Here is a 23,789-nt window from a genome sequence, read left to right as displayed (position 1 = left end):
CCCCGGCCTGTCCGCACCGCCCATGAACGGGTCCTGGTGGTCGGCGCTGCCGACCGTCCTCGCCTGCGCCGCGCTCCTGCTGGGGCCCGGCTGGCTGCTCGCGCGGTCCTGGGGGCTGCGCGGGGTGAGCGCGCTCGGCGCCGCGCCCGCCCTGCTCCTGGCCGCCGTCGGCCCCGCCACCGTCCTCGCGCACGCCGTGGGGGAGCGCTGGGACCGCGCGGTGCTCACCACGGGCGCCGCGGCCTGGTGCTGGGCGGCGCTCGTCCTGCTCGGTCTCGCGCTGGTACGGCCGTGGCGGTCGCGCAGCCGCGCCGCCGGAGAGAAGGTGGCCTCGGAGGCGGCGACCCGCACCCTCCTGGACGCCACGCCGCTCAGCGCACGCGCGCGGCGACGACTCACGTGCGCCGTCCTCCTCGCGGGGCTCCTCACCGCCGTGCCCGTCATCATCGGCACGCACGGCCCCGAGTCGCCAGCCCAGGCCTCCGACGCCGTCTTCCACCTCTCGGCGACCGCCTTCGTCCGCGCCGAGGGAGACGCTTCACCGCTCGGCGGACTGGCCTCCCTCTACGACGGCCACGCCGTCTACTACCCGACGGGCTGGCACGCCCTCACGGCGCTCCTGCCCGGCTCCGTGGTGGCCGGCGCCAACGTCATGGTGCTGCTCCTCGCCGCCCTCGTCTGGCCGCTGGGGGTCGCGGCGCTGCTCCGCGAGGTCACTGCCCGCTCGCTGCCCGACGCAGGTGCCGAGGGTACTGACGGTGCCGAGGGTGCTGACGGCGCCGAGGGTGCTGACGGCGCCGACGGTGCTGACGGCGCCGACGGTGCTGTCCTGGCGGTCGGCACCGCCCTGTCCGGCTCCGTCATCGGGGTCCTGCTCCTGCTGACGAGCACCTGGCCCTACGCGCTCAGCCTCGCCGTGCTGCCTGGTGCGCTCGCCCTCGTGGTGCGCGCCGCCACCGCGGGGCGCGTCGGTGCTCTCGCCCGGACGACGGCGCTCGGCGTCGGGGCGCTGGCCTGCCTGGGCGTGCTCGTCGCTCACGGGGCCGCTGTCTTCAACCTCCTCGTCCTCGCCGGGCCCGTGGCGCTCGCGGCCGGCACGGCGCCCCTGCGGCGCGCGTGGGGCCGCGGCGGCGCGGCCCGGGCCTCGATGCTCACGGCAGCGGTGGCGGGAGTCCTCCTCGTCGTCGCCGGGGCCTGGGTGATGCGGGTCCCGCTGCTGTCCGTGCTGCGCTACCCGCGTGGCGGCGCCAACATGGCGGAGACGCTCTGGGCCGTCGTGTCCGACCACCCGCTGCTCGCGACCTTCACCCCGTGGGTGCCCGGCAACCTCCTCCTGGCGGTGCTCGCCGTCCTCGGGGCCGTCGCCGCCTGGCGGGCGCCGGGGAGCCGACGCTGGGTGGTCGCGACAGGGATCGCGCTCGCCCTCCTGCTCCTCGCCTCCGGGCCCGCCTGGCCCCTGCGGGGGCTCGCCGGCCCCTGGTACACCCAGCGCGCCCGCATCATGCCGCTGGCGACCATCGGGATGCTCGTCCTGGCGACCTTCGGCGTCGCCGAGGCCCGCCGGCGCTGGGGGAGCGCGGCCGGCGCCGCCGCGCGGGGTGCCGGCGCCGCTGGGGCCGGCGCCGGGGCCGGCGGCGACGCCGACGGAGCGGGCGCCCCGGGTGCCGGCGGGCGGGCGTCGCGCGGTAGGGGACCGGCCACCGGCCTGCGTGCCCTGGCCCGCCACCACGTCCCGGCCACGATCCTGCTGGCCTCACTCGTCCTCGCCCCGGCCTGGCGCGCCCCCCTCAAGGCCGAGGTCCTTCAGGCCGTCCACGTGCCCGACCGGGTCTCCTACGGCGCCATGCTCGGCGGCGAGGAGCTCGCCCTCATCGGTCGCGCGGCCTCACGGCTGCCGGCGGACGCCGTCGTCGTCGGCGACCCCTCCAACGGGTCCGCGTACCTGTGGAGCGTCGGCGGGGTGGAGGTGCTCTACCCCTCCCGGCCCAAGCCGCCCGAGGGGGACCTGCGCTGGCTCGGTGAGCACCTCGACGAGATCGGGACGAACCCGCGCGTGTGCGAGATCCTGCGTGAGCGAGGAGCCCTCTACTACTACTCCGACGACGTCGTCCAGGACGGCACGACCGGGGGCGGGCGCCAGGCGCTGTGGGGCGAGCCCCTCGACCGCCTGCCGCAGCGGTACCTCGAACGGATCGACTCAGCGTCATCGGGGCGGGGCGGCACCGCCACGCTCTGGCGGATCACCGGCTGCTGAGGCCGGGCGGTGGCGAGCGGGGCCTGCCAGGGGAGCGGGCGCCCGCGTGTCACAGCCCCGAAGCCCAGGCGAATGAGGGCGGGGCGTGGTCTAGGATGACTCTCGCCCGGCTCTCCAGCCCGACAGAGCGACTGAGGCCCGTCCGGGCATTCCCTCTCCCGATGAGCGAGGTCAGATGAAGCGCGTGATCACGTACGGCACCTTCGACCTGCTGCATTACGGCCACATTGAGCTGCTACGACGAGCACGAGCACTGGGCGACTACCTGCTCGTGGCGCTCTCCTCGGACGAGTTCAACGCGGGCAAGGGCAAGCAGGCGTACTTCTCCTATGACGAGCGGCGTACCATGCTGGAGGCGATCCGTTACGTGGATCTCGTGATCCCGGAGGACACCTGGGAGCAGAAGACCGAGGACGTCAAGAAGTACGACATCGACGTCTTCGTCATCGGTGACGACTGGAAGGGGCGCTTCGACGAGCAGCTGGAGGGGCTGTGCGAGGTCGTCTACCTGCCGCGAACGCCGGAGGTCTCAACGACCCAGATCAAGAGCGACATGCACGGGGCTACCTCCTGAGGACTCCGCCTGCCGTGCCCTCCGTGGGCCAGCGCCATGGCGGCGGCACGTGCCGCCGCCATGGCGGGGCGGAGCCCCGTGAGCACCGGATGACACAGGTCGCGGACGCTCCGAGAGCCGGTGCCCGCAGCCAGCGGTTACGGCATGAGGAGCCTCACTGACCCTGGGCGGCGTACTTGGCCTCGACCTCCGCCTTGAGCGGGCGCCACCAGGCCTCGTTGTCCTTGTACCAGTCGATCGTCGCCTGGAGGCCGGAGCGGAAGTCGGTGTACTTCGGCGCCCAGCCGAGCTCCTCGACGAGCTTGGTGTTGTCGATGGCGTAGCGCATGTCGTGGCCGGGGCGGTCGCTGACGTGCTCGTAGTCGGAGCTGTCGTAACCCATGAGCTCGAGGATGAGCTCGACGACCTCCTTGTTGTTCTTCTCGCCGTTGGCGCCGATGAGGTAGGTCTCGCCGACGCGCCCCTTCTCGATGATGTCCCACACGGCGTCGTTGTGGTCCAGGACGTGGATCCAGTCGCGCACGTTCTCACCCGCACCGTAGAGCTTCGGCTTGACCCCGTCGATGAGGTTGGTGATCTGACGGGGGATGAACTTCTCGATGTGCTGGTAGGGGCCGTAGTTGTTCGAGCAGTTCGAGATGGTGGCCTCCACGCCGAAGGAGCGGACCCAGGCGCGTACGAGGAGGTCGGAGCCGGCCTTGGAGGAGGAGTACGGGGAGGAGGGGTTGTAGGGCGTCGTCGGCGTGAACTTGGCCGGGTCGTCGAGCTCGAGGTCGCCGTAGACCTCATCGGTGGAGATGTGGTGGAAGCGGACCTGGTGGCGGCGCACGGCCTCGAGGAGCGTGAAGGTGCCGACGAGGTTCGTCTGGATGAAGGGGGACGGGTCGCGCAGCGAGTTGTCGTTGTGGGACTCGGCGGCGAAGTGGACCACGACGTCGGCCTCGGCCACGAGCGGGTCGACGACGTCGGCGTCGGCGATGTCACCGACGACGAGCTCGACCTTGTCTCCGAGGTCCGCCAGGGAGCCCTTGTTGCCCGCGTAGGTGAGCTTGTCGAGGACCGTGACCTTGGCGTCGGGGTGGCGCACGAGGGTCTGGTGGACGAAGTTGGCGCCGATGAAGCCGGCGCCGCCGGTGATGAGGACGTTCATGGGTACGGGGCTCCCTGGAGGCGTTGCGTGATAGTTCCGCTCGCATTCTGCCACGTGGGCAAAGGGGGAGGTGTGCGCCTGGATACATCACGATCCTGTCTCGACCCCGATGCTTCTGGTCACCGACTTCCTAGAGCGCTGGCGTGCTCCCCTCCCTCGGCTCGCGCGTCCGCGTCGTCCTGCTCGCCCTCGTCCTCGCACTCCTCGGCGCGGGCGTCGTGCCCGGCGTCGCTCCGTCCCCCGCTGCCGCCGCTGCCGAGGATGACACGGCGCGGCTCGAGCAGGAGCAGGCCGAGGCCGGTGCCTCGACGGCACCGGACGTCATCGCTCCGGTGGAGCAGGCGTCACCGGGGCCCGTGGAGACGGCCACCGCCGCCCCGACCGGCGCCGCCAACGTCCGTCGCCTCGCCGCCGCGGCCCCCGCCCCGGCGGACACGACGACGGGCGGTCCGACCGGTCTCAAGGTGAACCACCTGGACTACGCCACGGCGGCTGACAGGAGCGCCCTCACCTTCAGCTGGTCGCTCAGTCACGCGCAGAGCTCCTACCGGATCGACGTCTTCCAGCGCAAGGACTCCGCCACGCCGGTCGCCACGACGGGCACCATCCGCTCCGACGCCCAGACCTCGGTCACGGCTCCGGCCCTCGCCGCCGCACTCGAGGACAACCGGCTCTACTACTGGCGCGTCACCTCCACGGACTCGTCCGGTACCTCCCGCGTGTCCGTGCGGGCCCCCTTCGTCACCGCCGTCGGTTCCCAGCTGCGCTCGACGTCCCTCGTGTGGACGCCGACGACCAGTGTCTCCAACCTCATGCGCGCGAAGGTCACGGTGCCGAGCGCGCCCGAGAAGGTCGTCCTCACGGCCACGGCGCTGGATACCGAGGCGTCGCGCCGCCACGTCTTCAACGTCTACGTCAACGGTACGGAGGTCGGCGTCGGGCCCGAGCGGCGTGCCAGGAACGCCGTGAGCTACAACGCCTACGACGTCACGAGCGCCATGAAGGTCGACCTCAACGTCGTCGGTCTCTTCTCCTACTCGCAGGCTGCGACCTCCGGCGTCCTCGTCCAGCTCACCGCCTTCTACGCCGACGGCAGCAGCTCGATCCTCTACAACTCCGCGGCGGACAGGACCCGCACGCAGATCGCCGCCATGGACGAGGTCGTCTACGGCACCTCCGGGACCTCCATCGGGACGGGCTACTACACCGAGCTGGCGCAGAACGTGGACACGACGAAGTTCCCCTACGGCTGGCAGGACGCCTCAGCCCTCTCCGGCACGACCGGATGGGCGACGCCGGCTCTCGTGGCCATGCCGGCGGGGTGGACGCTCACGCCCGCCCTGGCCGGCAGCGCCGTGCGCACCGCGGTGGCTCCGAGCTCGGTCACTCGGAACGCTGATGGCTCCTGGACCGTCGCCTTCGCCAAGGAGGTGATCGGTGACGTCCGCCTCACGGCGACGGCGTCGACGCGCACGGCCGTGCGCGTCCACCTCGGCGAGGAGCTGAGCGGGGGCAAGGCCGTCTCCTCGATGCGGACCGGGAACCACTACGACGAGACCTGGACCTTCCGGGGCACCGACGTCACCTTCAGCGGGTTCTCGCTCAAGGGCTTCTGGTACGTCACCATCTCCAACTACCCGGGCACGTTGACGGCCTCCCGGGTGAGTGCGCTCCAGACGTCGATCCCCACCGGGCTCACGGGCTCCCTCACCTCGAGCTCGTCCCTGCTGCAGGACGTCGTCGAGCTCGGAAGGACCTCCGTCGCCGCGACGGCCTCGGACTCCATCGACGACTCGGTGACTCGCGAGCGCCGGCCGTACGAGGGGGACCTGCTGGTTGTCCAGCCCCTCGTCTACGCCCTCGGCGGCGACGAGATGTCGGTCCGGGCGACGTGGCGCTGGCTCCTGGCCAACCCCTCCCAGTACACCGAGTACCGGCTCATGACGGCGATCGGTGTGCGCGACGACTACCTCCGCGCCGGTGACGCCTCCTACGTCAGGAGCGTCTGCACCCGGGTCAGGTCGCAGGTCGAGGCGACGGTCGCCCTCGACCGGACGAGCGGGCTCGTGGCGTCCACGGGCACGACGGACCTCGTCGACTGGCCCCGCTCTGAGCTCCCCGGGTACGACGTCGACGGCACCCGGTACAAGACGGTCGTCACCGTCTTCGCCGTCGCCGCCTACGAGGCCCTCGGCGGTCTCGCCTCGGCGGCCGGGGTCGCCGGTGACGCTGCGACGTACCGCGCCCGAGCGGCCTCGCTCAAGGCCAGCGTCATCGCCAGGCTCCACGACGCGAAGCGCGGCGTCTACGTCGACGGGCTCACGGCGAGCAGAACCCCCGTGTCCCACGCGGTCGCCCAGAACGCCTACGTCGCCCTCGCCTACGGGGTCTACGCGGACGACGCCATGGTGCGGTCCCTCGTGGCTCCAGCCCGTCGGGCAGGGGCTCAGACCGCCGGGAGCATCTACATGGCGTTCTTCTTCTACCGCGGCCTCTACCGCTCCGGGAACGGGGACCTGGCCAATGCCGTCCTCACCCGGACGGAGGCGGCGGACGTGAGGACCTACTCTCACGTGCTCTTGTCGCTCAAGGCGACGATCGCGCCCGAGGCCTGGACGGTGTCCTCGAAGCCGAACACGACCTTCTCCCACCCGTGGGGGGGGCCGGTGGCGCCGTAGCGGTGCTCCAGCAGGTCGCTGGTGCCCGTGAGACCGGCGCGGGCGGTGGGGCCGTCGCCGTCGGCGTGGCGGTCGATCCCGGGATGTCGGCGACGGGGATGACCTCGACGGCGCGCGGTGCTGTGACCACGAGCGCCACGGGCGCAGATGACGGCGTCACTCGGTCGTGGCAGGTGTCGACCGAGGTGCCTGCAGGCGTCCGTGCCACGCTCAGCGTCGATGGGGCGGGCGGCGCGACCGGCGTGCTCGTCGATGGTCAGACCCGTGCGGTGGGTACGAGCGGCGTGACCGCGTCTCTCGGAGCGCTCGTCGTCACCTTGGACGCCGGACCTCACGCTCTCACCATCTTGGCTCCGACCGGGGTCAGGACCGACCTCCTCGTCCTGAGACGGGGCAACACCTACCTGATGCGTCACACGCTGTCGTCCGGTGCCGCCGAGACCTCCGTCGGTTACGGGCGTCCGGGTGACACCGTGCTGGTGGGCAAGGTCTTCTGAGAGTCGCCGGCCGCAGGGGGTGCCCGACCGCGCGGGGTCGGGAGACCCGAGTCGCCTCTGGTCGGGTGAAATCGTGTGACCTGGGGCATCACACCGTTGTCATCTGGAGGGGAGCCGGTACCCTGCAACGCAGTTCCCACGAGTCACATGTGCCTCATGCTGCACAGCCGTCTCGCAGGAATCAGCCAGGAAAACTTGCCGAAAGGACCCCCATGTCGGCTTCCCGACTCCTCGGCCTCGTCGCCGCGGTGCCGCTCCTCGTCGTCGGGCTCGCGCCCGCGTCGACCGCCACCGCTGCCGACCCGGCCGAGGCGAAAGCACCCACCCAGCTCCTCCAGCTCACGACCGCGGCGGGTGACGGCACCGCCGTCGCCGAGGCGGGACTCGATGAGGCAGCGCGCACCTCCCAGCCGAGCGCTGCCCCGTCCGACGCTCCTGCCGCCACCTCCGGTGGCAGCGGCGTGGCCCCCGGACGCACGACGCTCCTCGCGGCGTCCACCGCCCCGGTGGACCCGGAGAAGGACGCGACCCTCCTCACCAAGCCCATCGCCGTCGATGACTTCCTCATCGCCGGGTTCAGCTGGAAGGGATCCGCCGAGCTCCCCACCGGGACGCAGATCTACCTGCGCGTCCGGGAGGACGGCGTCTGGTCCTCCTGGTACCTCAACCAGGCCTCGGACGCCGGCCGCGACGACGGCACCGGGCTCCAGGGCACCGACGAGTTCGTCACGGGCGGCGCCGACGCCGTCCAGGCGAGCATCATCAGCCCGTCCGGCGAGCTTCCCGCCGACCTCAACCTCGCGATGGTTCCCGGGCAGCCGACCGGCCAGGAGCAGGTCGACGCCTCCGAGCTCGAGACCGTCGACGCCGAGCCCACGGAGGTCGTCACCGATGACGCGGGCGCGTCGCCCAGCGCCCTGGGGCCCCTCGCCGAGCAGACCGACGACCCGACCGCCTCGCCCTCGCAGCCTGAGCCGAGCGCCCCGCCCTCGCAGCCCGCGCCGAGCGCCCCGGGCAGCACCGGTGGGGGCAGCGCCGTCAGCCCCGCCGCGGCCACCCTGCTCGCCGCCACGACGACGGCCAACAGCCTGCCCGTGCCCGTGACCACCCGCTCCGAGTGGGGCGCCAACGAGTCGTACATGACCTGGACCCGGGAGTACTACGAGGCCGACCACGTCGTCGTCCACCACACGGCCGGGACCAACAACTACACCGCCGCGCAGTCCGCCTCGATCGTCAACGGCATCTACTACTACCACGCGGTCACCCTGGGCTGGGGGGACATCGGCTACAACTTCCTCGTCTCCAAGTACGGGCAGGTCTTCGAGGGGCGCTCCGGCTCCCTGGCCTCCGCACCCGGCAAGATGGTCGCCGGCGGGCACGCCCTCGGCGTCAACAACGGCACCATGGGCGTCTCGATGATGGGCGACTTCACCGCGACCAGCCCCAGCAGCGCGCAGGTCGACGCCGTCGGCAAGATGGCCGGCTGGTTCCTCGGCCGTCAGGGCGTCACCAACGCCTACGGCTCCTCGAGCTTCGTGGTGGGCTACCCGTCGAGCATGATCAAGTACCCCAAGGGCTCGACGCAGAGCTTCACCTACATCTTCGCCCACCGGGACGTGAACTACACGACCTGCCCGGGCGACGTCGGCTACTCCAGGCTGAGCCAGATCCGCGCGATCGCTCAGCAGGTGATGGGGGCGTCGGCGACGACCTGGAAGCTCTCCGGCTCGACCTGGTACCTCTACAGCGCCAACGGAACCCGCCTGACGGGGTGGCAGCTGGTCAAGGGGACCTGGTACTACCTGGGTGGCTCGGGCGCGATGCGCACCGGGTGGCAGCAGGTCAACGGGACCTGGTACTACCTGGGTGGCTCCGGTGGTATGCGCACCGGGTGGCAGCAGGTCGACGGGACCTGGTACTACCTGGGCCGCTCCGGCGCGATGGCCACGGGCTGGCAGCAGGTCGACGGGACCTGGTACTACCTGGGCCGCTCCGGCGCGATGGCCACGGGCTGGCAGCAGGTCGACGGCGCCTGGTACTACCTGGGCCGCTCCGGCGCGATGGCCACGGGCTGGCAGCAGGTCGACGGCGCCTGGTACTACCTGGGCCGCTCCGGCGCGATGGCCACGGGCTGGCAGCAGGTCAACGGGACCTGGTACTACCTGGGCCGCTCCGGCGCGATGGCCACGGGCTGGCTGAAGGCGGGATCGACCTGGTTCTACATGGGTGGTTCCGGTGGCATGCGCACCGGGTGGCAGCAGGTCGACGGCGCCTGGTACTACCTGGACGACTCGGGCGTGATGCGCACCGGGTGGCAGCAGGTCGACGGCGCCTGGTACTACCTGGGCCGCTCCGGCGCGATGGCCACGGGCTGGCTGAAGGCGGGATCGACCTGGTTCTACATGGATCGGTCGGGCGCGATGCGCACCGGGTGGCAGCAGGTCGACGGGACCTGGTACTACCTGGACGACTCCGGCGCGATGGTCACGGGCAGGCGCGTGATCGACGGTCGGGCCTCGTCATTCGGCTCCAACGGAGCGTGGCTGGGATACGCGACGTCGGCGGCCGGTGCCACCTCCACCAGGCTCGCTCCCATCATGGGCGCTCCGTCGGGGACGAGGACGCAGGTGGTCAACGCCATGGTCGCCAGCTACCAGCGGTCCGGGGCGACCTTCCCCTCGCGCCGGCTCGCCGCAGGCGGCACGGGCACGCTGCGCTCCTTCGCGACGGTGGTCTACGACGAGGCCGTGGCTGAGGGGGTCCGCCCGGAGGTTCTCTTCGCCCAGATGATGAAGGAGACGGGGTGGCTGAGGTTCGGCGGTGACGTCAGGATCTCGCAGTACAACTTCGGTGGCCTGGGGGCCACCGGGGGCGGAGTGTCCGGCGCGTCATTCGCCGACGTCCGGACCGGTGTCCGCGCCCAGGTCCAGCACCTGCGTGCCTACGCTGACCCCTCAGCGTCCACCTCGACCCTCCACCGTCCCCTTGTCGATCCCCGATTCGCCTACGTCACCAAGGGGTCGGCGAGATACGTCGAGCACCTCGGCATCCACGAGAACCCGGCCGGAGCGGGCTGGGCCTCCGCGGTCGGCTACGGTGCTTCCGTCCGCAGCCTCATGACCCAGATCTTCGGGTGATCCGCTGCCCGCACTGGCCTCGTGCACGGGGTGATCCGCGCCGAGGCCAGTGCGGGCGACCCGGGTGGGGGGCCCGTCCTCGGGGCCCTAGCCCCAGTACTCGACGTGCGGGTCACTGACCGCGCCGTCGCGCCACTGGAGCGCCCGGGACGTCTCCGAGGAGGTCAGGACAGCCTCCCGGGTTGACGACTCCCGGTGGATGAGACGCGCCGCGTTGACGCAGACGATCCGACCTCCGGCCCGCCCCAGCCGCAGGCACAGATCGACGTCGTTGAAGTTGAGAGGCAGGGACTCCTCCATCCCGCCCACCGCGTCGAAGTCCGCGTGGCGCGTGAGAAGGCACGCTCCCGTTACGGCGACGTAGTCGACGTCAGCGTGGGCGAGCGGGTCCAACGGGTCATCCCTCTCAAAGATCTGAGGGTGAAAGGGAGGCCCGTCCGGTGGGACGACCACGCCCACGTGCTGGATGCGCCCGTCGTCGAACAGGAGCCGAGCGCCTGCCGCCGTGACACCCGGCTGCGCCAAGGCTCCGAGCATCTCGGGGAGCCAGCCGGAGGCGATGGGCTGGACGTCGTCATTGAGGAGGAGCAGCACCTCGCCGTGGGCGGCTCGTGCGCCCTCATTGACCGCCTTCGAGAAGTTGAACGGGCCGGTGGTCCGGACCACGACGACGTCGAGCCCCGCCGTCTCCGCGATGGCCCGGGCGGAGGCGATCGAGGCGTCCGGCGCCTGCTCGCCGACGACGAGGACCACCTCGAGGGACACCCCGTCATCAGTCGCCAGGGTCAGGCACTCGAGCAGCTGCTCGACGAGGACTGCCTCGGCACCGTCGGCGAGCGGGCGACGGGCGAAGGCGGTCGGCACGATGGCCGAGACCTCAGGCCAGCGGTGGGTGCTCGGTGGGCGCACCCGTGGTGTGGCCGGGCCGGCGAGCGAGATCCGTGCGACCGAGCGGGGACGCCCCGTCGCGTTGAGGTGTCGTCGCAGGCTCCGCAGCCTTCCGCCGACGCCCCCGGTACCCACGGGGGTGGTCTGGCGGAGGAGGGTCACCGGACAGTGGCGTGGCTGCTCCGCGTGCTCAACGAGGTGCAGCTGCAGATCCCACTCCGACTCCCAGCGCCCACCGTCGGTGGTCTCTCGCGCGACGGCAGCCAGGAGCCGGGAACGAGCAACCAGTGCGCGGCCGACGTAGGGAAGCTGTTCGAACAGGGAGCTGCTCCAGCGCTGGACCCGGTGGATCTCACCGCCCTCGACCCGGTCAGCGGTGACGAGGTCGGCGCCGAGAGCCTCCCCGAAGCTCGTCACTGACGCCAGCGCGCCGGGCTCCACCTCGTCTCCCGCCCGCAGCAGGAGCAGCCAGTCGTCCGCGACGTCCAGCTCCTCCACGGCTCGCAGGGCCTCGGGCCGCGCCCAGTCGATCTCGACGCACCGGACCGTGTTCCCCGTTGACAGCGCCACGCTGCGTCGAGTGACCTCAAGGTCCGGACCTGGGCTGACGAGAACAGCCGTCATCGTCGGGACCATCCCAGGGCCCGGCGCACCCGGCCAGAGCCGGGCAGTCGCACGCTGCCGAGCGCCCGGACGCGAAGCTCCTGAGAGCGCGCACGCTCCTCGTCCAGCTGAGCGCGGAGCCGGGCGACCTCGGCGTCGTGCGCCGCGATGACGGCGCTCTGGTCCTCGATGATGCCGGCTCGGATGAGGGCCGCCTCCTTGAGAGCGGCAACCTGCGCCTCGAGCTCCGCGACGCGTAGCTGCAGCTCGGTCTCGGGCCTCGTAGGGAGGCTTCCGTCACGTTCAGTAACCACGCGCCGGATGATACGCGAGCGCCTCGTCCCGCAGCGGCGCCCACCGAGGCCACTGGGAGACCACGGAGAAGCCACTGAGAGCCACTGAGAGCCACTGAGACGGCCGCCCGCTCAGCCTCGTCGTTAGGATGATCTCCATGCGCATCGCCCAGGTCTCCGCTCACTACCCGCCGAACTTCGTCTCCGGCGGAACGCTCGTCCCGCAGCGCGTCGCGCGGTACGTCGCTGAGGCCGGCCACGAGTCATTCGTCTTCGCCGGCTACCTGGACGACGGTCGGCAGCCGCTTGAGACCTGGGACGAGGACGACGGTCAGGGCGTCCACGTGACCTGGGTCGTGACGACGCCGTGGACCGCGTGGACGGATCCGCTCAACTTCGACAACCCCGCTGTGACGGAGGTGTTCGAGGCGTGGCTCGACCGGGTTCAGCCTGACGTCGTGCACGTCCACTCCCTCCAGACGCTCGGCGTCGGCCTGATTGAGGCGGCGCACGAGCGAGGTGCACGAGTGATCGTGACCATGCACGACTTCTGGTGGTTCTGCTCCCGGCAGTTCCTCGTCGATGAGTCGATGGTGCCGTGCAGCCTCGTCGTCGACTGCGGAACCTGTGGCTGCGCCTCCGGCCGGAGCAGCAGCCGGCGCGCCGCACGGTTGCGGGAGGCGCTTCGCTCCGTCGACCTCGTCCTCGCGCCGTCAGAGGCCGCCAGGCAGGTCTTCGCAGCCAACGGTGTCGACCCGGACCGCCTGCTCGTCAACGAGAACGGGCTGCCCGATGACCAGCTGACGAGGCTCGGTACCACGCCGCGGCGACGCCGCGGGAGCGGCCCGCTGAGGATCATGTACGCCGGAGGCACGCAGCCCATGAAGGGCTTCGAGGTGCTGTGCGAGTCTGCGCGGACCCTCGGCGACCGCCCCGGCATCGAGGTCGACGCCTACGGGGTGGGGGAGAGGTCCGTCCCGGGCACGCCTCGCTGGTTCCGCCCCCTACCTCCCTACTCACCCGACGACCTCCTGTCCGTCCTCGACGAGCATGACGTCCTCGTGCTCCCCTCGGTCATGAGGGAGTCGCACTCGATCCTCACCCGCGAGGCGCTCGCCGCGGGACTCGCCGTCATCTGCACCGACACGCTCGGCCCGGAGGCCGTCGTCAGGGACGGAGTGAACGGACACGTCGTCCCTGCTGGAGACGCTGCGGCGCTCGCTGAGGTGCTGGGGCGCCTCGCCGACGACCCCGCCGCGTCGCGCCTGCTGACGGGACAGGGGCCCGCGTCCCCCATCCGGGCCTTCACGGATCAGGCTGAGCAGCTCGTCACGATCTACTCGCAGGCCGACGACGGTGCTCGCGCTGCGACGGCTGTCCCGGAGGACGTCTACAGGGCGCAGGCACGTCTGCTGCGCGAGGTCCTCTTCATCGTCGGCATCGACGGAGCGCCCTTGCGCTACCGGGTCCATCTCCCCGCCGAGGCTCTCGCTGGCCTGGGCCACAGGTCGCTCATTCGTCACTACCGCGACCCCCGGCTCGTGGAGGAGGTGCGTGACGCCGACGCGATCGTGCTGTACCGGGTCCCCGCGACGGACCAGGTGCTCCAGGTCGTTGACGCGGCCAAGGAGCGACGCGTCCCGGTGCTCTACGACGTCGACGACCTCATCTTCGACCCCGCTCTCCGCGGGACGCTGCCCGGTCTGTCTCGCCTCGCTCCGGAGGAGGAGGCTCTGTGGTGGCACGGCGTCGACCGCTATCGCACGACTCTGGAGGCCTGCGACGGATTCATCGGGTCGACGGCCGAGCTGTGCGCGCAGGCGACTCGTCTGTCCGGCCTGCCCGCGTACCGCTTCTCGAACGGTGTCGGTCGGATCCTGGCGCAGGCCTCGGACCAGGCGGTGCGTGACGTCCCCTCCGCGGCCGCCGACGGTTCTGTCTCGATCGGGTACTTCTCCGGCACGGACACCCACGACGCTGACTGGGCGGTCCTCGAGCCGGCGATCCTCGCCGTCATGCGTCGCCACCCCGAGGTCCGTCTGCGTCTTGGAGGGCACCTGGCTGAGACGCCGGCGCTCGCCGCGATGACTGACCGGGTCGACCGGCAGCCATTCGTACCGTGGCAACGCCTGCCCCGACTCCTGCGGGAGACGGACGTCAACCTCGCCCCCCTGGCAGGGGAGACGGTCTTCAACGAGTCAAAGTCGGCCATCAAGTGGCTCGAGGCCGCTCTCGTAGCCAGACCCACCATCGCGAGTCCGACGACGCCCTTCACCGAGGCCATCGAGCACGGGCGAACGGGATTCCTCGCGTCGACCACCGACGAGTGGGAGAGGTGCCTCGAGGCGCTCGTCTCCTCGCGGAGCCTGCGGGCCCAGGTCGGAGCAGCGGCGCGCAGGAAGGCTCTCCTCACGTGGTCCCCGGCCCTCCAGGGGCGCGTGTACGAGGAGCTCCTCGTGCGTGCGGCGCTCGACGTCCGGGTCCACGGGCACCGGGAAGCGTCCCGGTGGACCCCGGTGGCGGACTCCGAGCCCTTCTCCGTCGTCGACGCCGTCGTCGACCCCTACCTGCCCCTGCCGGAGGACCGCGGCCGGATGCTGCGTGGTGAGCGGGCGCGCCGCCTTGCCAGGCTCACCCGGCGGACCCGGACGGTCATCCGTCACGAGGGCGTCCGGGGCGTGGCGACCAGGGCCCGGAGGCGTCTCAAGGGGTGAGCCTCGTGAGCGAGCCGTGCGGGCGGCAGTGACGTCGTCCTCCGCCGCCCGTCACGCACGGCGCTCGTGACGAGGCCCCATGCGGCCCAGGGCTCCGTCGCGAACTCCCTGGAGGGCGGCGTTCAGCCTCTGGGCACGAGGCGGGTTGACCAGCACGTTGAAGCCGACGTACTTGAGCATCCACCAGACGTAGCCGAGCCTCCACCGCATCGGGAGCAGCGCTGACCGCAGGAGCCACGTGGTGTTGCGGACGAGGTAGTAGTTCCGTGTCGCGGAGTGGACGTGCACAGGCTGACGCCGACCGGGGATCGTGACCATGCGGTCCCCCAGGGAGTGCGACATGCGCGCCCTCGTGACGACGAAGAGCCCGAGGCCCGCGCGCCGCGCACGCAGCCCCCACTCCAGGTCGACGTGGTCGATGAAGAGCGACTCGTTCATCGGCCCGACGAGGTCCAGGGCGTCCAGGCTCAGGAGGCAGCCCGAGGCCACGAGAAAGGCCACGGGAGCGAGCTCCACCCGGGTCTCAGAGCGGTTCGCACGGCGAGGGCCCCACGTCCGAGCCACGTAGATGAGCTCGTCGGCGCCGTCGCCCTCCTCGATGAGAGGACCGACCGCGGCCACGGGGCCGCTGCGCTGGGCCAGCTCCAGCCCCTCGAGCAGCCGGGTGACCATTCCAGGCTCAGGTGCCGAGTCGTCGTCGGACAGGAGCACCTGCTGCGCTCCGAGCTCGCGGGCGACCTCGATGCCGCGATTCTGGGCCGCCGCGATTCCTGTGTTCCTTCCCAGGGTGACCAGGAGGGCGCCCGACTCGGTGCACGTCTGGCGCAGCGCGTCGACCTCCGCCCGGGATGAGCCGTTGTCGACGATGATGACGTGGTCGCACTGCTCGCTCAGGGCGCTGACCAGCCGCTGGACGTCCCCCGAGTGGTAGGTGACGACGACGGCGGCGACACCTCCCTCCGGCCTGACGGTACTCACCGGCGGAACCTGGCGAGTCTCCACCGGACCTTCGCGGCCACCCCGCGGAGCCCTTGCGCTCGCAGCACCCGCACGGCGGCCCGCGCGTCGCTCCTGAGCGCGGTGAGGACACCCGGGCGGCTGACAGGTCTCGCCACGGCCGTGTGCTCCGCCCAGTCGGCGGCGTGTCGCGGATCGTCGCAGAACTGGAAGAGAGGTGCGAGCACCTGCTCCCACCGGTACGCCGCCGCCGCACGGTTGACCCGCTGACGCGTCTCCTCACGGCCGGCCGGGTCCGTGAGGAGGAGCGCGAGCGCCTGCGCGAGCGCGTCAACGTCTCCGACCGGCACGACGCGGCCAAGGCCCTCGGCCGTGATCAACGAGGCGAAGGCGTCACCGTCGGAGGACACGATCGGTAGCCCTGTCCACAGGTAGTCCAGGATCCGGGTCCTGAAGGAGAAGTCCGTCTCGATGTGGGCGAAGTGGGTCGAGATACCCACGTCGGCGTCCATGAGGAAGTTGACCCGGTCGTCGTACTCGACCCAGTCCTCGTGGAAGAAGACGTGCCTTCCGGTCAGTCCCAGTCGGTCCGCCTCCTGCCGCGTGCGAGCCGCCATCCTCATCTCGGGCACGTCCGGGTTGGGGTGCTTCATGCCGAGGAAGACCATGCGCACGTTGGGCACCTCGGCGCGCACCTGGTCGATCGCCCGGACGACCGACAACGGGTCGAACCAGTTGTAGACGCCACCGCCCCAGATCACGACCGGGTCATCCTCGGTGATCCCGGGCACGGCGCCCTTGAGCGCGTGCCTGCGCTGCTCGGCCTGCACGTCTGCCGTCCCGAACGGGACGACGTCGATGAGCTCCCTCAGGGAGGGGTCCGAGTCGTAGGTCAGCGGATTCACGCGTCCCGCTGCCGCCAGGTGGCCCAGCCACAGGTCACGCTGCTTCTCGGAGGCGCAGATGAAGAAGTCGCCGCGGGCGATCTGCGTGCCGAGCTCCGTGAGCGCGCGAGCCAGGGCGGCGTGCCGGAGGGGCAGCGGCTGGTAGCGCTCGACCTCGAGCGACTCCAGGTGGAACGGGTCGTAGAGGTCGTAGACGATCTTCTGGTCCACGTCGGCGAGCCACGGGAAGGTGGCCGCGACGTAGCCCTGGATGATGACGACGTCGACGGCCTCGACCTCCTTGCGGAAGGAGTCGACGCCGATGCTCGCGACCTCGAAGTCCGGACTGCGACGGGTGCACTCGGCGAAGGTGACGAGCCGGGCCCAGTGCCCTCGGGCGGCAAGGTGCGCCGTGATCTCCCAGGCGCGGATGGCGGGCCCCGCCATCCGGTCGCCGAGCGTGTCCAGGGTGACGACCAGGACTCGTGCCCTCGTGACGTCCGCGCTCATCGGTCGACCTCCACGTCGCCCCACGTGCCTCGCAGCGCCACCGGGCCGCCCGACTCCTTGGGGCCACCGAGCGCGACCTCCAGGACGGCGATCTGCCGGACGTAGTCGATGACGGACTCGCCGTCCGCGCTGATGATCGCCCCGTCGACCGGGTATCTTCCCGGCTGCAGCGGCAGGTCGGGCACACGCAGGTCGATGTGCCCCTCGCCCTCCATGCGCTCGATGGGGGAGCCCGCGTCGTTGGTGAAGCTGGACCACAGGTGCGCGCCGACGCCCGTGCTCATCGCGAGGCCCACTCGTGGCCTCACGAGGGCGGAGGGAGCCTCGAAGTGAAGGCGCAGCACGAGGGCTGAGCCCGTCCGCGCGGACGAGGTCAGCGGGGCGCCGTCCTCGCCGAGCACCTCCACGCTGCGGACGGTGGCCTCGGCCGTGCCCCACCGGACCCGGCCGTCGTCGTCGATGCGGATGTTCTCGCGGGCCGCGTCAGCGTACTTCTCGAGGACGGCCGTCGACGGGCCGACCTCCTGAAGGGCGCCGTGGTCCAGGTAGGCGGCCGTGTCCGCCATCGCCCGCAGCTGCGCGATCGAGTGGGAGACGACCACGATGGTGCGCCCCTCGGCCTTGAGGTCGTCAAACTTCTTGGCGCACTTCTCCTGGAAGGAGGCGTCGCCCACGGCGAGGATCTCGTCGACCAGGAGGATGTCGGGCTCGGTATTGATCGCGACGGAGAACCCGAGCCGCACGTACATGCCCGACGAGTAGTTCTTCACGGGCTGGTCGATGAAGTCCTCCACCCCGGAGAAGGCGATGATGTCATCGAGCTTCTTGTCGATCTCGCGACGGCTCATCCCGAGGATCGACCCGTTGAGGTAGATGTTGTCGCGGCCCGAGAGCTCGGGATGGAACCCTGACCCGACCTCGAGCATGGCGGCGACGCGTCCGTGGGCTCGGATGCTGCCCTCGTCCGGCACGAGGATCCGTGCCATGCACTTCAGGAGAGTCGACTTGCCGGAGCCGTTGTCTCCCACGAGTGCGAAGGTGGAGCCCTGCGGAATGTCAAGGCTCACGTCCTTGAGAGCCTGGAACTCCTGGTAGGAGGACCGGTTGCGACGCATGATCGCGGACTTCAGGGTGTTGTTCCGCTCCTTGTAGACGCGGAACTCCTTGGAGACGTGCTCGACGGAGACTGCTGACGTCGTCATCACAGCGCCTCCGCCAGGTGGTCCTGATGAGAGCTGAAGACTCTCCAGCCCACCGTGAGGAAGCCGATGGAGAGCACGAGCATGACCCCCCACGTGAGCCCGTCCGGGAACCTGTTGTCGTAGAGCAGGTTACGGAAGGCCTCGAGGAAGTAGTAGAAGGGGTTGAGGCGGTAGAGGTCGAAGATGCTCGCCCCGTGGAACGTCCCGACGGAGTCGGAGACCGACCGCACCATCGACGCCGGGTAGACGATCGGGTTCGCGTAGAACCAGATCTGGAAGACGATTCCCATGAGGTACTGCGTGTCCCTGAAGTAGACGTTCGCGATCGCCAGGAGCATGGCGACGCCCGTGGAGAAGAGGGTCAGCAGGAGCATGACGCCCACGGTGGGCACGATGAAGAGGTAGGGGCTCCCTCCCAGGAGCACGATCGCCACGACGAGCACCAGCATCTCGATGCTCCACGAGTACAGCCAGGACAAGGCGGTGGAGACGACCAGGCTGGACCGCGGGAAGTAAACCTTCTTGATGAGGTTCTCGTTGCCGACGAGGACTCCCATGCCGCCGTTGACGACGTTGGTGAAGAACGTCCACGGCAGCAGGCCGCACATGAGCCACAGGGCGAAGACGTCCAAGCCGGAGGGGTCCCCGGCGTCCGGCTGGACCCTGATGACGAAGCGGAACACGAACGAGTACACGAGCATGAGCGCCAGGGGGTTCGCCAGCGACCAGAGCTGACCGAGCGCGGTGCGCTTGTACTTCCCCTTCACCTCGCGCAGCGTCAGGTTGTAGAGAAGCTCTCGCGACTCGCGCAGCTCCCGCAAGATTGGCACGGCTCACCCTTCGTCGAAGAGGTGCAGGCACGGAGGAGACCGCGCTGCATGGGGGACAGCATAGGGGGCGGGCTCTCCTGACCTGCCTCGTGCGCCCGTGGTGACCGTCACCGCGCTCGTGGGGTCGCCAGCACCTCCCGCCGACGTCCTGGGGCCTGGGCCGCTCCGGCTCCCGTGCCGGGGGTAGGGGCGCGCGGTCCTGACGACTACTATGGTGACGGTGCCTGGACCGGTGCCTGAGCTCATCGAACGGAAGACATGACTGCGACCCCTAAGCCCCTCGGCGTCGAGACCACCCCGATCCCCGGGTTCCTCCGGATCGATCTCACCGTCCACGGCGACAACCGCGGCTGGTTCAAGGAGAACTGGCAGCGCGAGAAGATGGTGGCCCTCGGCCTGCCGGACTTCGGCCCCGTCCAGAACAACATCTCCTTCAACGACGAGGTCGGCGTCACCCGCGGCATCCACGCCGAGCCCTGGGACAAGTTCGTCTCGGTGGCCACCGGCCGCGTCTTCGGCGCCTGGGTGGACCTGCGCGAGGGCCCGTCCTTCGGCACCGTCTACACCACGGAGATCGACCCCTCCGTCGCGGTCTACGTCCCCAAGGGCGTCGGCAACGCCTACCAGACCCTCGAGCCGAACACGGCCTACACCTACCTCGTCAACGACCACTGGTCGCCGGACGCGCAGTACACCTTCCTCAACCTCGCCGACGAGACCGCCGCCGTCCCGTGGCCCATCCCGCTGGAGCAGGCGATCCTCTCCGACAAGGACAAGGCGCACCCGCGACTGGCCGAGGTCACTCCCTTCCCCGCTGCCGAGACCACCGGTACGGGCAGGCGCGTCCTCGTCACCGGCGCCAACGGGCAGCTCGGCCGCGAGCTCATGAAGCAGCTGCCGCAGGCCGGCTACCAGCCCACCGGGGTGGACCTGCCCGACGTCGACATCTCCGACGCCGCCCAGATGGCCGCCTTCGACTGGTCCGCCTACGACGTCGTCATCAACGCCGCGGCCTGGACGAACGTCGACGGCGCCGAGACTCCTGACGGACGCCGCCTGTCCTGGCGGGCCAACGCCACGGGCCCGGCGAACCTGGCCCGTGAGGCCGGCGGCCGGGGCCTGACGATCGTCCACGTCTCCAGCGAGTACACCTTCGACGGCACCCTGGAGCCGCACACCGAGGACGAGGCCCCCAGCCCGCTGGGCGTCTACGGCCAGTCCAAGGCCGGCGGCGACGCCGCCATCGAGGCCACCGAGCGCCACTACCTCGTGCGCACCAGCTGGGTGGTGGGCGACGGGAAGAACTTCGCCAAGACGATGGCCTCCCTGGCCGAGCGCGGCATCAAGCCGTCGGTCGTGGCCGACCAGACCGGCCGGCTCACCTTCACCTCGGACCTCGCCGCCGGCATCATCCACCTGCTGTCCACCGGCGCCGAGTGGGGCACCTACAACCTCTCCGGCGAGGGCCCCGTCGTCTCCTGGGCCGACGTCGCCAAGCGCGTCTTCGAGCTGCGCGGCTTCTCCGCCGACGACGTCACCCCCGTCACCACCGAGGAGTACTTCGCCGGCAAGGAGGGCGTCGCCCCCCGCCCGCTCAAGTCCGCCCTGGACCTGTCCAAGATCGAGGCCACGGGCTTCACCCCGCGCGACTCGATGGAGCGCCTGGGGCAGTACGTGCCCACGATCGACCTGTGAGGCGTCGTCGTGCTCGAGGGCCGCGCCCGTCGGCACGACGGTCTGGTGGGGAGGACCGGATGAGAACGAGCCGCGGTGACAGCGGGGGCTCGCACGGGGGGCGGACGCCCTCCCGCTGGGGGGCGGTGCTGGCAGTGGCCGCCATGGTGCTGCTCATGCTCGCCTCCGGGCTCGGCTGGGCGGTCGCCTCCCCCATGGGCGGGGCCCCCGATGACGACTACCACCTTGGGAGCATCTGGTGCCCGAGGCCGGCGTACGAGTCCTGCCCCTCCAAGGTGGACGGGGACAGGGTGCTCGTGCAGGTGCCCGAGGCGGTCGGGGAGTCCTCGTCCTCCTCGCTGGCGCCGCTGGGAGGAACGTGCTACTCCTTCCGGACCCAGGAGTCCGCGGCCTGCGTGCTCACGTACTCGGACACGAGGACCCATTGGATCAACCGGTACGACGACGGCGGGTACCCCGGCGGCTTCTACCGGTTCCACCACCTGCTGGTCACCGGGGACCCGGAGCGCTCGGCCGTCCTGATGCGCGGGGTCAACGTCCTCATCGCCACCACGCTCGTCACCCTCCTGTGGCTCGGGGCGCAGCGTCGGGACAGGCTGGCACTGACCGTGGCGGTCCTGGTGTCCTGGGTACCGATGGGGGTCTACTTCATCGCCTCCAACAACCCCAGCTCGTGGGCCGTGACGGGCACCTTCGTCTACGGCGCGGGAATGCTCCTGGCGACTCGCTCGCACGGCTCACGGCGCGTCCTCCTGCTCGTCACCGCCCTGATCGGCGCGCTCCTGTGCCTGGCCACCAGGTACGACACCTCCTTCTACCTCTTCGTCGTCGCCGTCGCCCTGGCCCTCGCGGTGCCGTGGAACCGGAAGCGGCTGCCCGAGGCCGTGATGGCCGTCGTGCTGGCCCTGGTCGGCACGTGGTGGATGATCCAGGGCATGATCGCAGGGCGCTCGGCCGGCGCCCAGTCCTCGGCAGGTGGCCACTCCGAGCTCTGGGACAGGCTCGTCACCGGCGTCCTCACGGCCCCGAAGTACGTCGCCGGCTTCTACGGCCAGTTCTGGCTGCCCGGCTGGATCGACGTCCACCTCGACCAGTTCGCCCCCTTCGTCCTGGGGGTCCTGGCCCTGGGCGGATGCGTCATGGCGGGGCTCGCGCGAGGCTCCTGGCGCACGTGGTTGTCGACGACGGTCGTCGTCGGCGCCATGCTCGGGATCCCCGCCGTCTTCTACGCGGTCGGGCTCTTCCCCGACATCTTCTCCTACCAGGCGCGGTACAATCTCCCGCTCCTGGCGGTCGCCGTCCTCTTCCTGCTGGTCGCCGGAGGTGAGCGGTGCTTCGAGATGCGTCCTGCCCAGCTGGCCGGGATCTGCCTGTGCGTCGTTGGAGGCTTCGCGCTGACGATGCACTCGGTGATGTTCCGCTACGTGCACGGGATGGACGTGGAGGAGTTCCTCAACCTGGACTACCAGGCGAGCTGGTGGTGGAGCGAGCGCGTCCCCGGCCCGATGCTCGTGTGGATGACCGCCTGCGTGGCCTTCACCCTGCTGGTCGTGGCCGCCCTGTGGCTCAGCCGGCGTCAGGGCGCCGCGGTCCTCACGAGCCCCTTCTCCCCGCTGCTCGGCGACTGCGCGACGGGTGCGTCGCGGACCGGCTCCGAGCAGGAGCCGGACGGCGACGCCGTGGCGGCCGACGGAGCGGGTAGGGGGCCCGCGCCCGAGGCCGGTGCTCACCGGGGCGGTACCGACGCTGCTCCCAGCAGGGGAGGGCGGGGACGTGACTGACCCGGGAAGCGTCCTCGTCATCATCCCGGCGTGGAACGAGGCTGACGTCATCGGAGCGGTCCTCGACGAGACCCAGCAGGTGCTCGGTGGCGGCGTCGACGTCCTCGTCGTCTCCGACGGGTCCACCGACGCGACCGCCGCGATCGCCCAGGAGCGCGGCGTCAAGGTCCTCGACCTGCCCGTCAACCTCGGTGTGGGAGGGGCGATGCGCGCGGGCTACCTCTACGCGTACCGGCACGGCTACGACTACGCGGTCCAGCTCGATGCTGATGGTCAGCACGATCCCCGGGAGGTCGCCGCGCTGCTTGAGGCGGCACGCTCCGGCGGCGCTGACGTCGTCATCGGCGCGCGATTCGCCGGCAAGGGTGACTACACCGTGCACGGGCCGCGGCACTGGGCGATGAGGGTGCTCTCGGTGGTGCTCTCGCGCGTGTGCCGGACGCGGCTGACGGACACGACCTCCGGCTTCAAGCTGAGCGGTCGGCGGGCCATCACCCTGTTCGCCCGCGACTACCCGGCCGAGTACCTCGGGGACACCGTCGAGGCCCTCGTCCTGGCGGCGCGCAGCGGACTGACCGTCACCCAGGTCGCCGTGGAGATGCGGCCTCGGGCTGGTGGCACGCCCTCGCACAACCCCATCAAGGCGGCACGGTTCCTTCTGCGTGCCTTCATGGCGCTGGGCATCGCCCTGACGCGGCCACGGAGCGCCGTCACGTTCTCGGAGGAGACCTCAGCATGACGACGACCTATCTCCTCGGTGCGCTCTTCGGGGTGATCGTCCTCGTGTCCGTCTTCCTCAAGATGCGCAACTCGGGCATGAAGGAGGTCTACGCGACCTGGTGGATTGTCATCGCGGTCGGCTCGGTCTTCTTCTCCGTCATCCCCGGGGCGCTCAAGGCCCTCTCCACGCTCATCGGGGTGAAGGTGCCCCTCAACCTCGCGTTCTTCGTCGCTGCGATCATCCTGCTGCTGCTCTCGCTGCGTTTCAGCGTGGATCTCTCGCAGGCCTCCGAGGACCGTCGGCGTCTTGCGGAGGAGACCGCCCTGCTGCGTCATGATGTCAGGGCTCTTGAGCAGGAGGTCGCACGGCTGCGCCATGACGAGGACCCTGCTGGTCGCAGCGGCTCCTGAGTCACGGG

At 70.7% G+C, this 23,789-nt stretch carries 17 protein-coding genes; 10 read left to right on the top strand and 7 right to left on the bottom strand.

Going from position 1 to position 23,789, the window contains the following annotated elements; translation table 11 throughout:
- Positions 1–22 precede the first annotated feature (22 nt).
- Both AXF14_RS01660 and tagD read left to right on the top strand, forming a co-directional pair.
- Entirely contained in the window at positions 23–2,254 is a 2,232-nt protein-coding gene (locus tag AXF14_RS01660; RefSeq protein ID WP_067939638.1) for a DUF6541 family protein, read from the top strand.
- A gap of 175 nt (positions 2,255–2,429) precedes the next feature.
- Positions 2,430–2,828 (top strand): glycerol-3-phosphate cytidylyltransferase, encoded by a 399-nt coding sequence (gene tagD / locus AXF14_RS01655; RefSeq protein WP_067939635.1) that lies wholly within the window; start codon positions 2,430–2,432, stop codon positions 2,826–2,828.
- A gap of 154 nt (positions 2,829–2,982) precedes the next feature.
- On the opposite strand, the gene rfbB is transcribed toward tagD, so the two are convergent.
- Positions 2,983–3,978 carry a dTDP-glucose 4,6-dehydratase gene (rfbB, locus tag AXF14_RS01650; protein WP_067939632.1) on the bottom strand — a complete coding sequence of 332 codons (996 nt, stop codon included), beginning with the start codon at positions 3,976–3,978 and terminating at the stop codon, positions 2,983–2,985.
- Positions 3,979–4,121: 143 nt separating this feature from the next.
- On the opposite strand from rfbB, the gene AXF14_RS01645 reads away from it, so the two are divergent.
- The 3 genes from AXF14_RS01645 (at position 4,122) to AXF14_RS14730 (ending at position 10,293) form a co-directional block, all read left to right on the top strand.
- Entirely contained in the window at positions 4,122–6,656 is a 2,535-nt protein-coding gene (locus tag AXF14_RS01645) for a family 78 glycoside hydrolase catalytic domain (protein ID WP_067939627.1), read from the top strand.
- A gap of 2 nt (positions 6,657–6,658) precedes the next feature.
- Positions 6,659–7,153 carry a hypothetical protein gene (locus AXF14_RS01640; RefSeq protein WP_150118382.1) on the top strand — a complete coding sequence of 165 codons (495 nt, stop codon included), beginning with the start codon at positions 6,659–6,661 and terminating at the stop codon, positions 7,151–7,153.
- 212 nt (positions 7,154–7,365) lie between these two features.
- Positions 7,366–10,293: an N-acetylmuramoyl-L-alanine amidase gene (locus AXF14_RS14730; protein ID WP_067939621.1), complete on the top strand. Its 2,928-nt coding sequence runs from the start codon at positions 7,366–7,368 to the stop codon at positions 10,291–10,293.
- 87 nt (positions 10,294–10,380) lie between these two features.
- On the opposite strand, the gene AXF14_RS01630 is transcribed toward AXF14_RS14730, so the two are convergent.
- Positions 10,381–11,751 carry a glycosyltransferase gene (locus tag AXF14_RS01630; protein WP_150118381.1) on the bottom strand — a complete coding sequence of 457 codons (1,371 nt, stop codon included), beginning with the start codon at positions 11,749–11,751 and terminating at the stop codon, positions 10,381–10,383.
- 50 nt (positions 11,752–11,801) lie between these two features.
- Positions 11,802–12,098, bottom strand: a complete 297-nt coding sequence (locus AXF14_RS01625; RefSeq protein ID WP_067939614.1) for a hypothetical protein — start codon at positions 12,096–12,098, stop codon at positions 11,802–11,804.
- Between the two features lie 137 nt (positions 12,099–12,235).
- Here AXF14_RS01625 and AXF14_RS01620 point away from each other — a divergent pair, with 137 nt between their 5' ends.
- On the top strand, positions 12,236–14,791 hold the full coding sequence (locus AXF14_RS01620; protein ID WP_067939610.1) for a glycosyltransferase: 2,556 nt from the start codon (positions 12,236–12,238) through the stop codon (positions 14,789–14,791).
- Positions 14,792–14,842: 51 nt separating this feature from the next.
- Here AXF14_RS01620 and AXF14_RS01615 read toward each other — a convergent pair whose 3' ends face one another.
- From AXF14_RS01615 to AXF14_RS01600, 4 genes are read right to left on the bottom strand one after another with little or no spacing between them, the layout of a single operon-like run.
- Positions 14,843–15,769 (bottom strand): glycosyltransferase family 2 protein, encoded by a 927-nt coding sequence (locus tag AXF14_RS01615; RefSeq protein ID WP_067939607.1) that lies wholly within the window; start codon positions 15,767–15,769, stop codon positions 14,843–14,845.
- Entirely contained in the window at positions 15,766–17,142 is a 1,377-nt protein-coding gene (locus AXF14_RS01610) for a glycosyltransferase family 4 protein (RefSeq protein ID WP_067939604.1), read from the bottom strand. The genes AXF14_RS01615 and AXF14_RS01610 overlap by 4 nt, the downstream gene beginning before the upstream one ends.
- On the bottom strand, positions 17,139–18,344 hold the full coding sequence (locus tag AXF14_RS01605; RefSeq protein ID WP_067939601.1) for an ABC transporter ATP-binding protein: 1,206 nt from the start codon (positions 18,342–18,344) through the stop codon (positions 17,139–17,141). The genes AXF14_RS01610 and AXF14_RS01605 overlap by 4 nt, the downstream gene beginning before the upstream one ends.
- Positions 18,344–19,174, bottom strand: coding sequence for an ABC transporter permease (locus tag AXF14_RS01600; protein WP_067939597.1), 831 nt, complete (start codon positions 19,172–19,174; stop codon positions 18,344–18,346). Before AXF14_RS01600 ends, AXF14_RS01605 begins: the two co-directional genes overlap by 1 nt.
- Before the next feature lie 258 nt (positions 19,175–19,432).
- Here AXF14_RS01600 and AXF14_RS01595 point away from each other — a divergent pair, with 258 nt between their 5' ends.
- Genes AXF14_RS01595 through AXF14_RS01580 form a run of 4 tightly spaced genes read left to right on the top strand, consistent with a single transcriptional unit; the run spans position 19,433 to position 23,781 of the window.
- The gene (locus tag AXF14_RS01595; protein WP_067939594.1) at positions 19,433–20,869 is read left to right on the top strand and encodes a sugar nucleotide-binding protein; all 1,437 of its coding nucleotides are present in this window, start codon (positions 19,433–19,435) and stop codon (positions 20,867–20,869) included.
- Positions 20,870–20,928: 59 nt separating this feature from the next.
- Positions 20,929–22,650 (top strand): DUF2142 domain-containing protein, encoded by a 1,722-nt coding sequence (locus AXF14_RS01590; protein ID WP_067939591.1) that lies wholly within the window; start codon positions 20,929–20,931, stop codon positions 22,648–22,650.
- On the top strand, positions 22,643–23,389 hold the full coding sequence (locus AXF14_RS01585; protein ID WP_067939588.1) for a glycosyltransferase family 2 protein: 747 nt from the start codon (positions 22,643–22,645) through the stop codon (positions 23,387–23,389). Before AXF14_RS01590 ends, AXF14_RS01585 begins: the two co-directional genes overlap by 8 nt.
- Positions 23,386–23,781, top strand: coding sequence for a DUF2304 domain-containing protein (locus tag AXF14_RS01580; protein ID WP_067939584.1), 396 nt, complete (start codon positions 23,386–23,388; stop codon positions 23,779–23,781). The genes AXF14_RS01585 and AXF14_RS01580 overlap by 4 nt, the downstream gene beginning before the upstream one ends.
- The last annotated feature ends 8 nt before the right edge of the window (positions 23,782–23,789 follow it).

Source organism: Actinomyces radicidentis, from assembly GCF_001553565.1.
Taxonomy (GTDB): domain Bacteria; phylum Actinomycetota; class Actinomycetes; order Actinomycetales; family Actinomycetaceae; genus Actinomyces; species Actinomyces radicidentis.
This window is presented reverse-complemented; position numbering and strand designations above follow the sequence as displayed.

Bases quoted from the DNA above. Each gene is read 5' to 3' on its own strand.
- AXF14_RS01620 (WP_067939610.1), top strand. From the start codon at position 12,236: ATGCGCATCGCCCAGGTCTCCGCTCACTACCCGCCGAACTTCGTCTCC.
- AXF14_RS01580 (WP_067939584.1), top strand. From the start codon at position 23,386: ATGACGACGACCTATCTCCTCGGTGCGCTCTTCGGGGTGATCGTCCTC.
- AXF14_RS01610 (WP_067939604.1), bottom strand. From the start codon at position 17,142: ATGAGCGCGGACGTCACGAGGGCACGAGTCCTGGTCGTCACCCTGGAC.
- tagD (WP_067939635.1), top strand. From the start codon at position 2,430: ATGAAGCGCGTGATCACGTACGGCACCTTCGACCTGCTGCATTACGGC.
- AXF14_RS01605 (WP_067939601.1), bottom strand. From the start codon at position 18,344: ATGACGACGTCAGCAGTCTCCGTCGAGCACGTCTCCAAGGAGTTCCGC.
- AXF14_RS14730 (WP_067939621.1), top strand. From the start codon at position 7,366: ATGTCGGCTTCCCGACTCCTCGGCCTCGTCGCCGCGGTGCCGCTCCTC.
- rfbB (WP_067939632.1), bottom strand. From the start codon at position 3,978: ATGAACGTCCTCATCACCGGCGGCGCCGGCTTCATCGGCGCCAACTTC.
- AXF14_RS01590 (WP_067939591.1), top strand. From the start codon at position 20,929: ATGAGAACGAGCCGCGGTGACAGCGGGGGCTCGCACGGGGGGCGGACG.
- AXF14_RS01595 (WP_067939594.1), top strand. From the start codon at position 19,433: ATGACTGCGACCCCTAAGCCCCTCGGCGTCGAGACCACCCCGATCCCC.
- AXF14_RS01660 (WP_067939638.1), top strand. From the start codon at position 23: ATGAACGGGTCCTGGTGGTCGGCGCTGCCGACCGTCCTCGCCTGCGCC.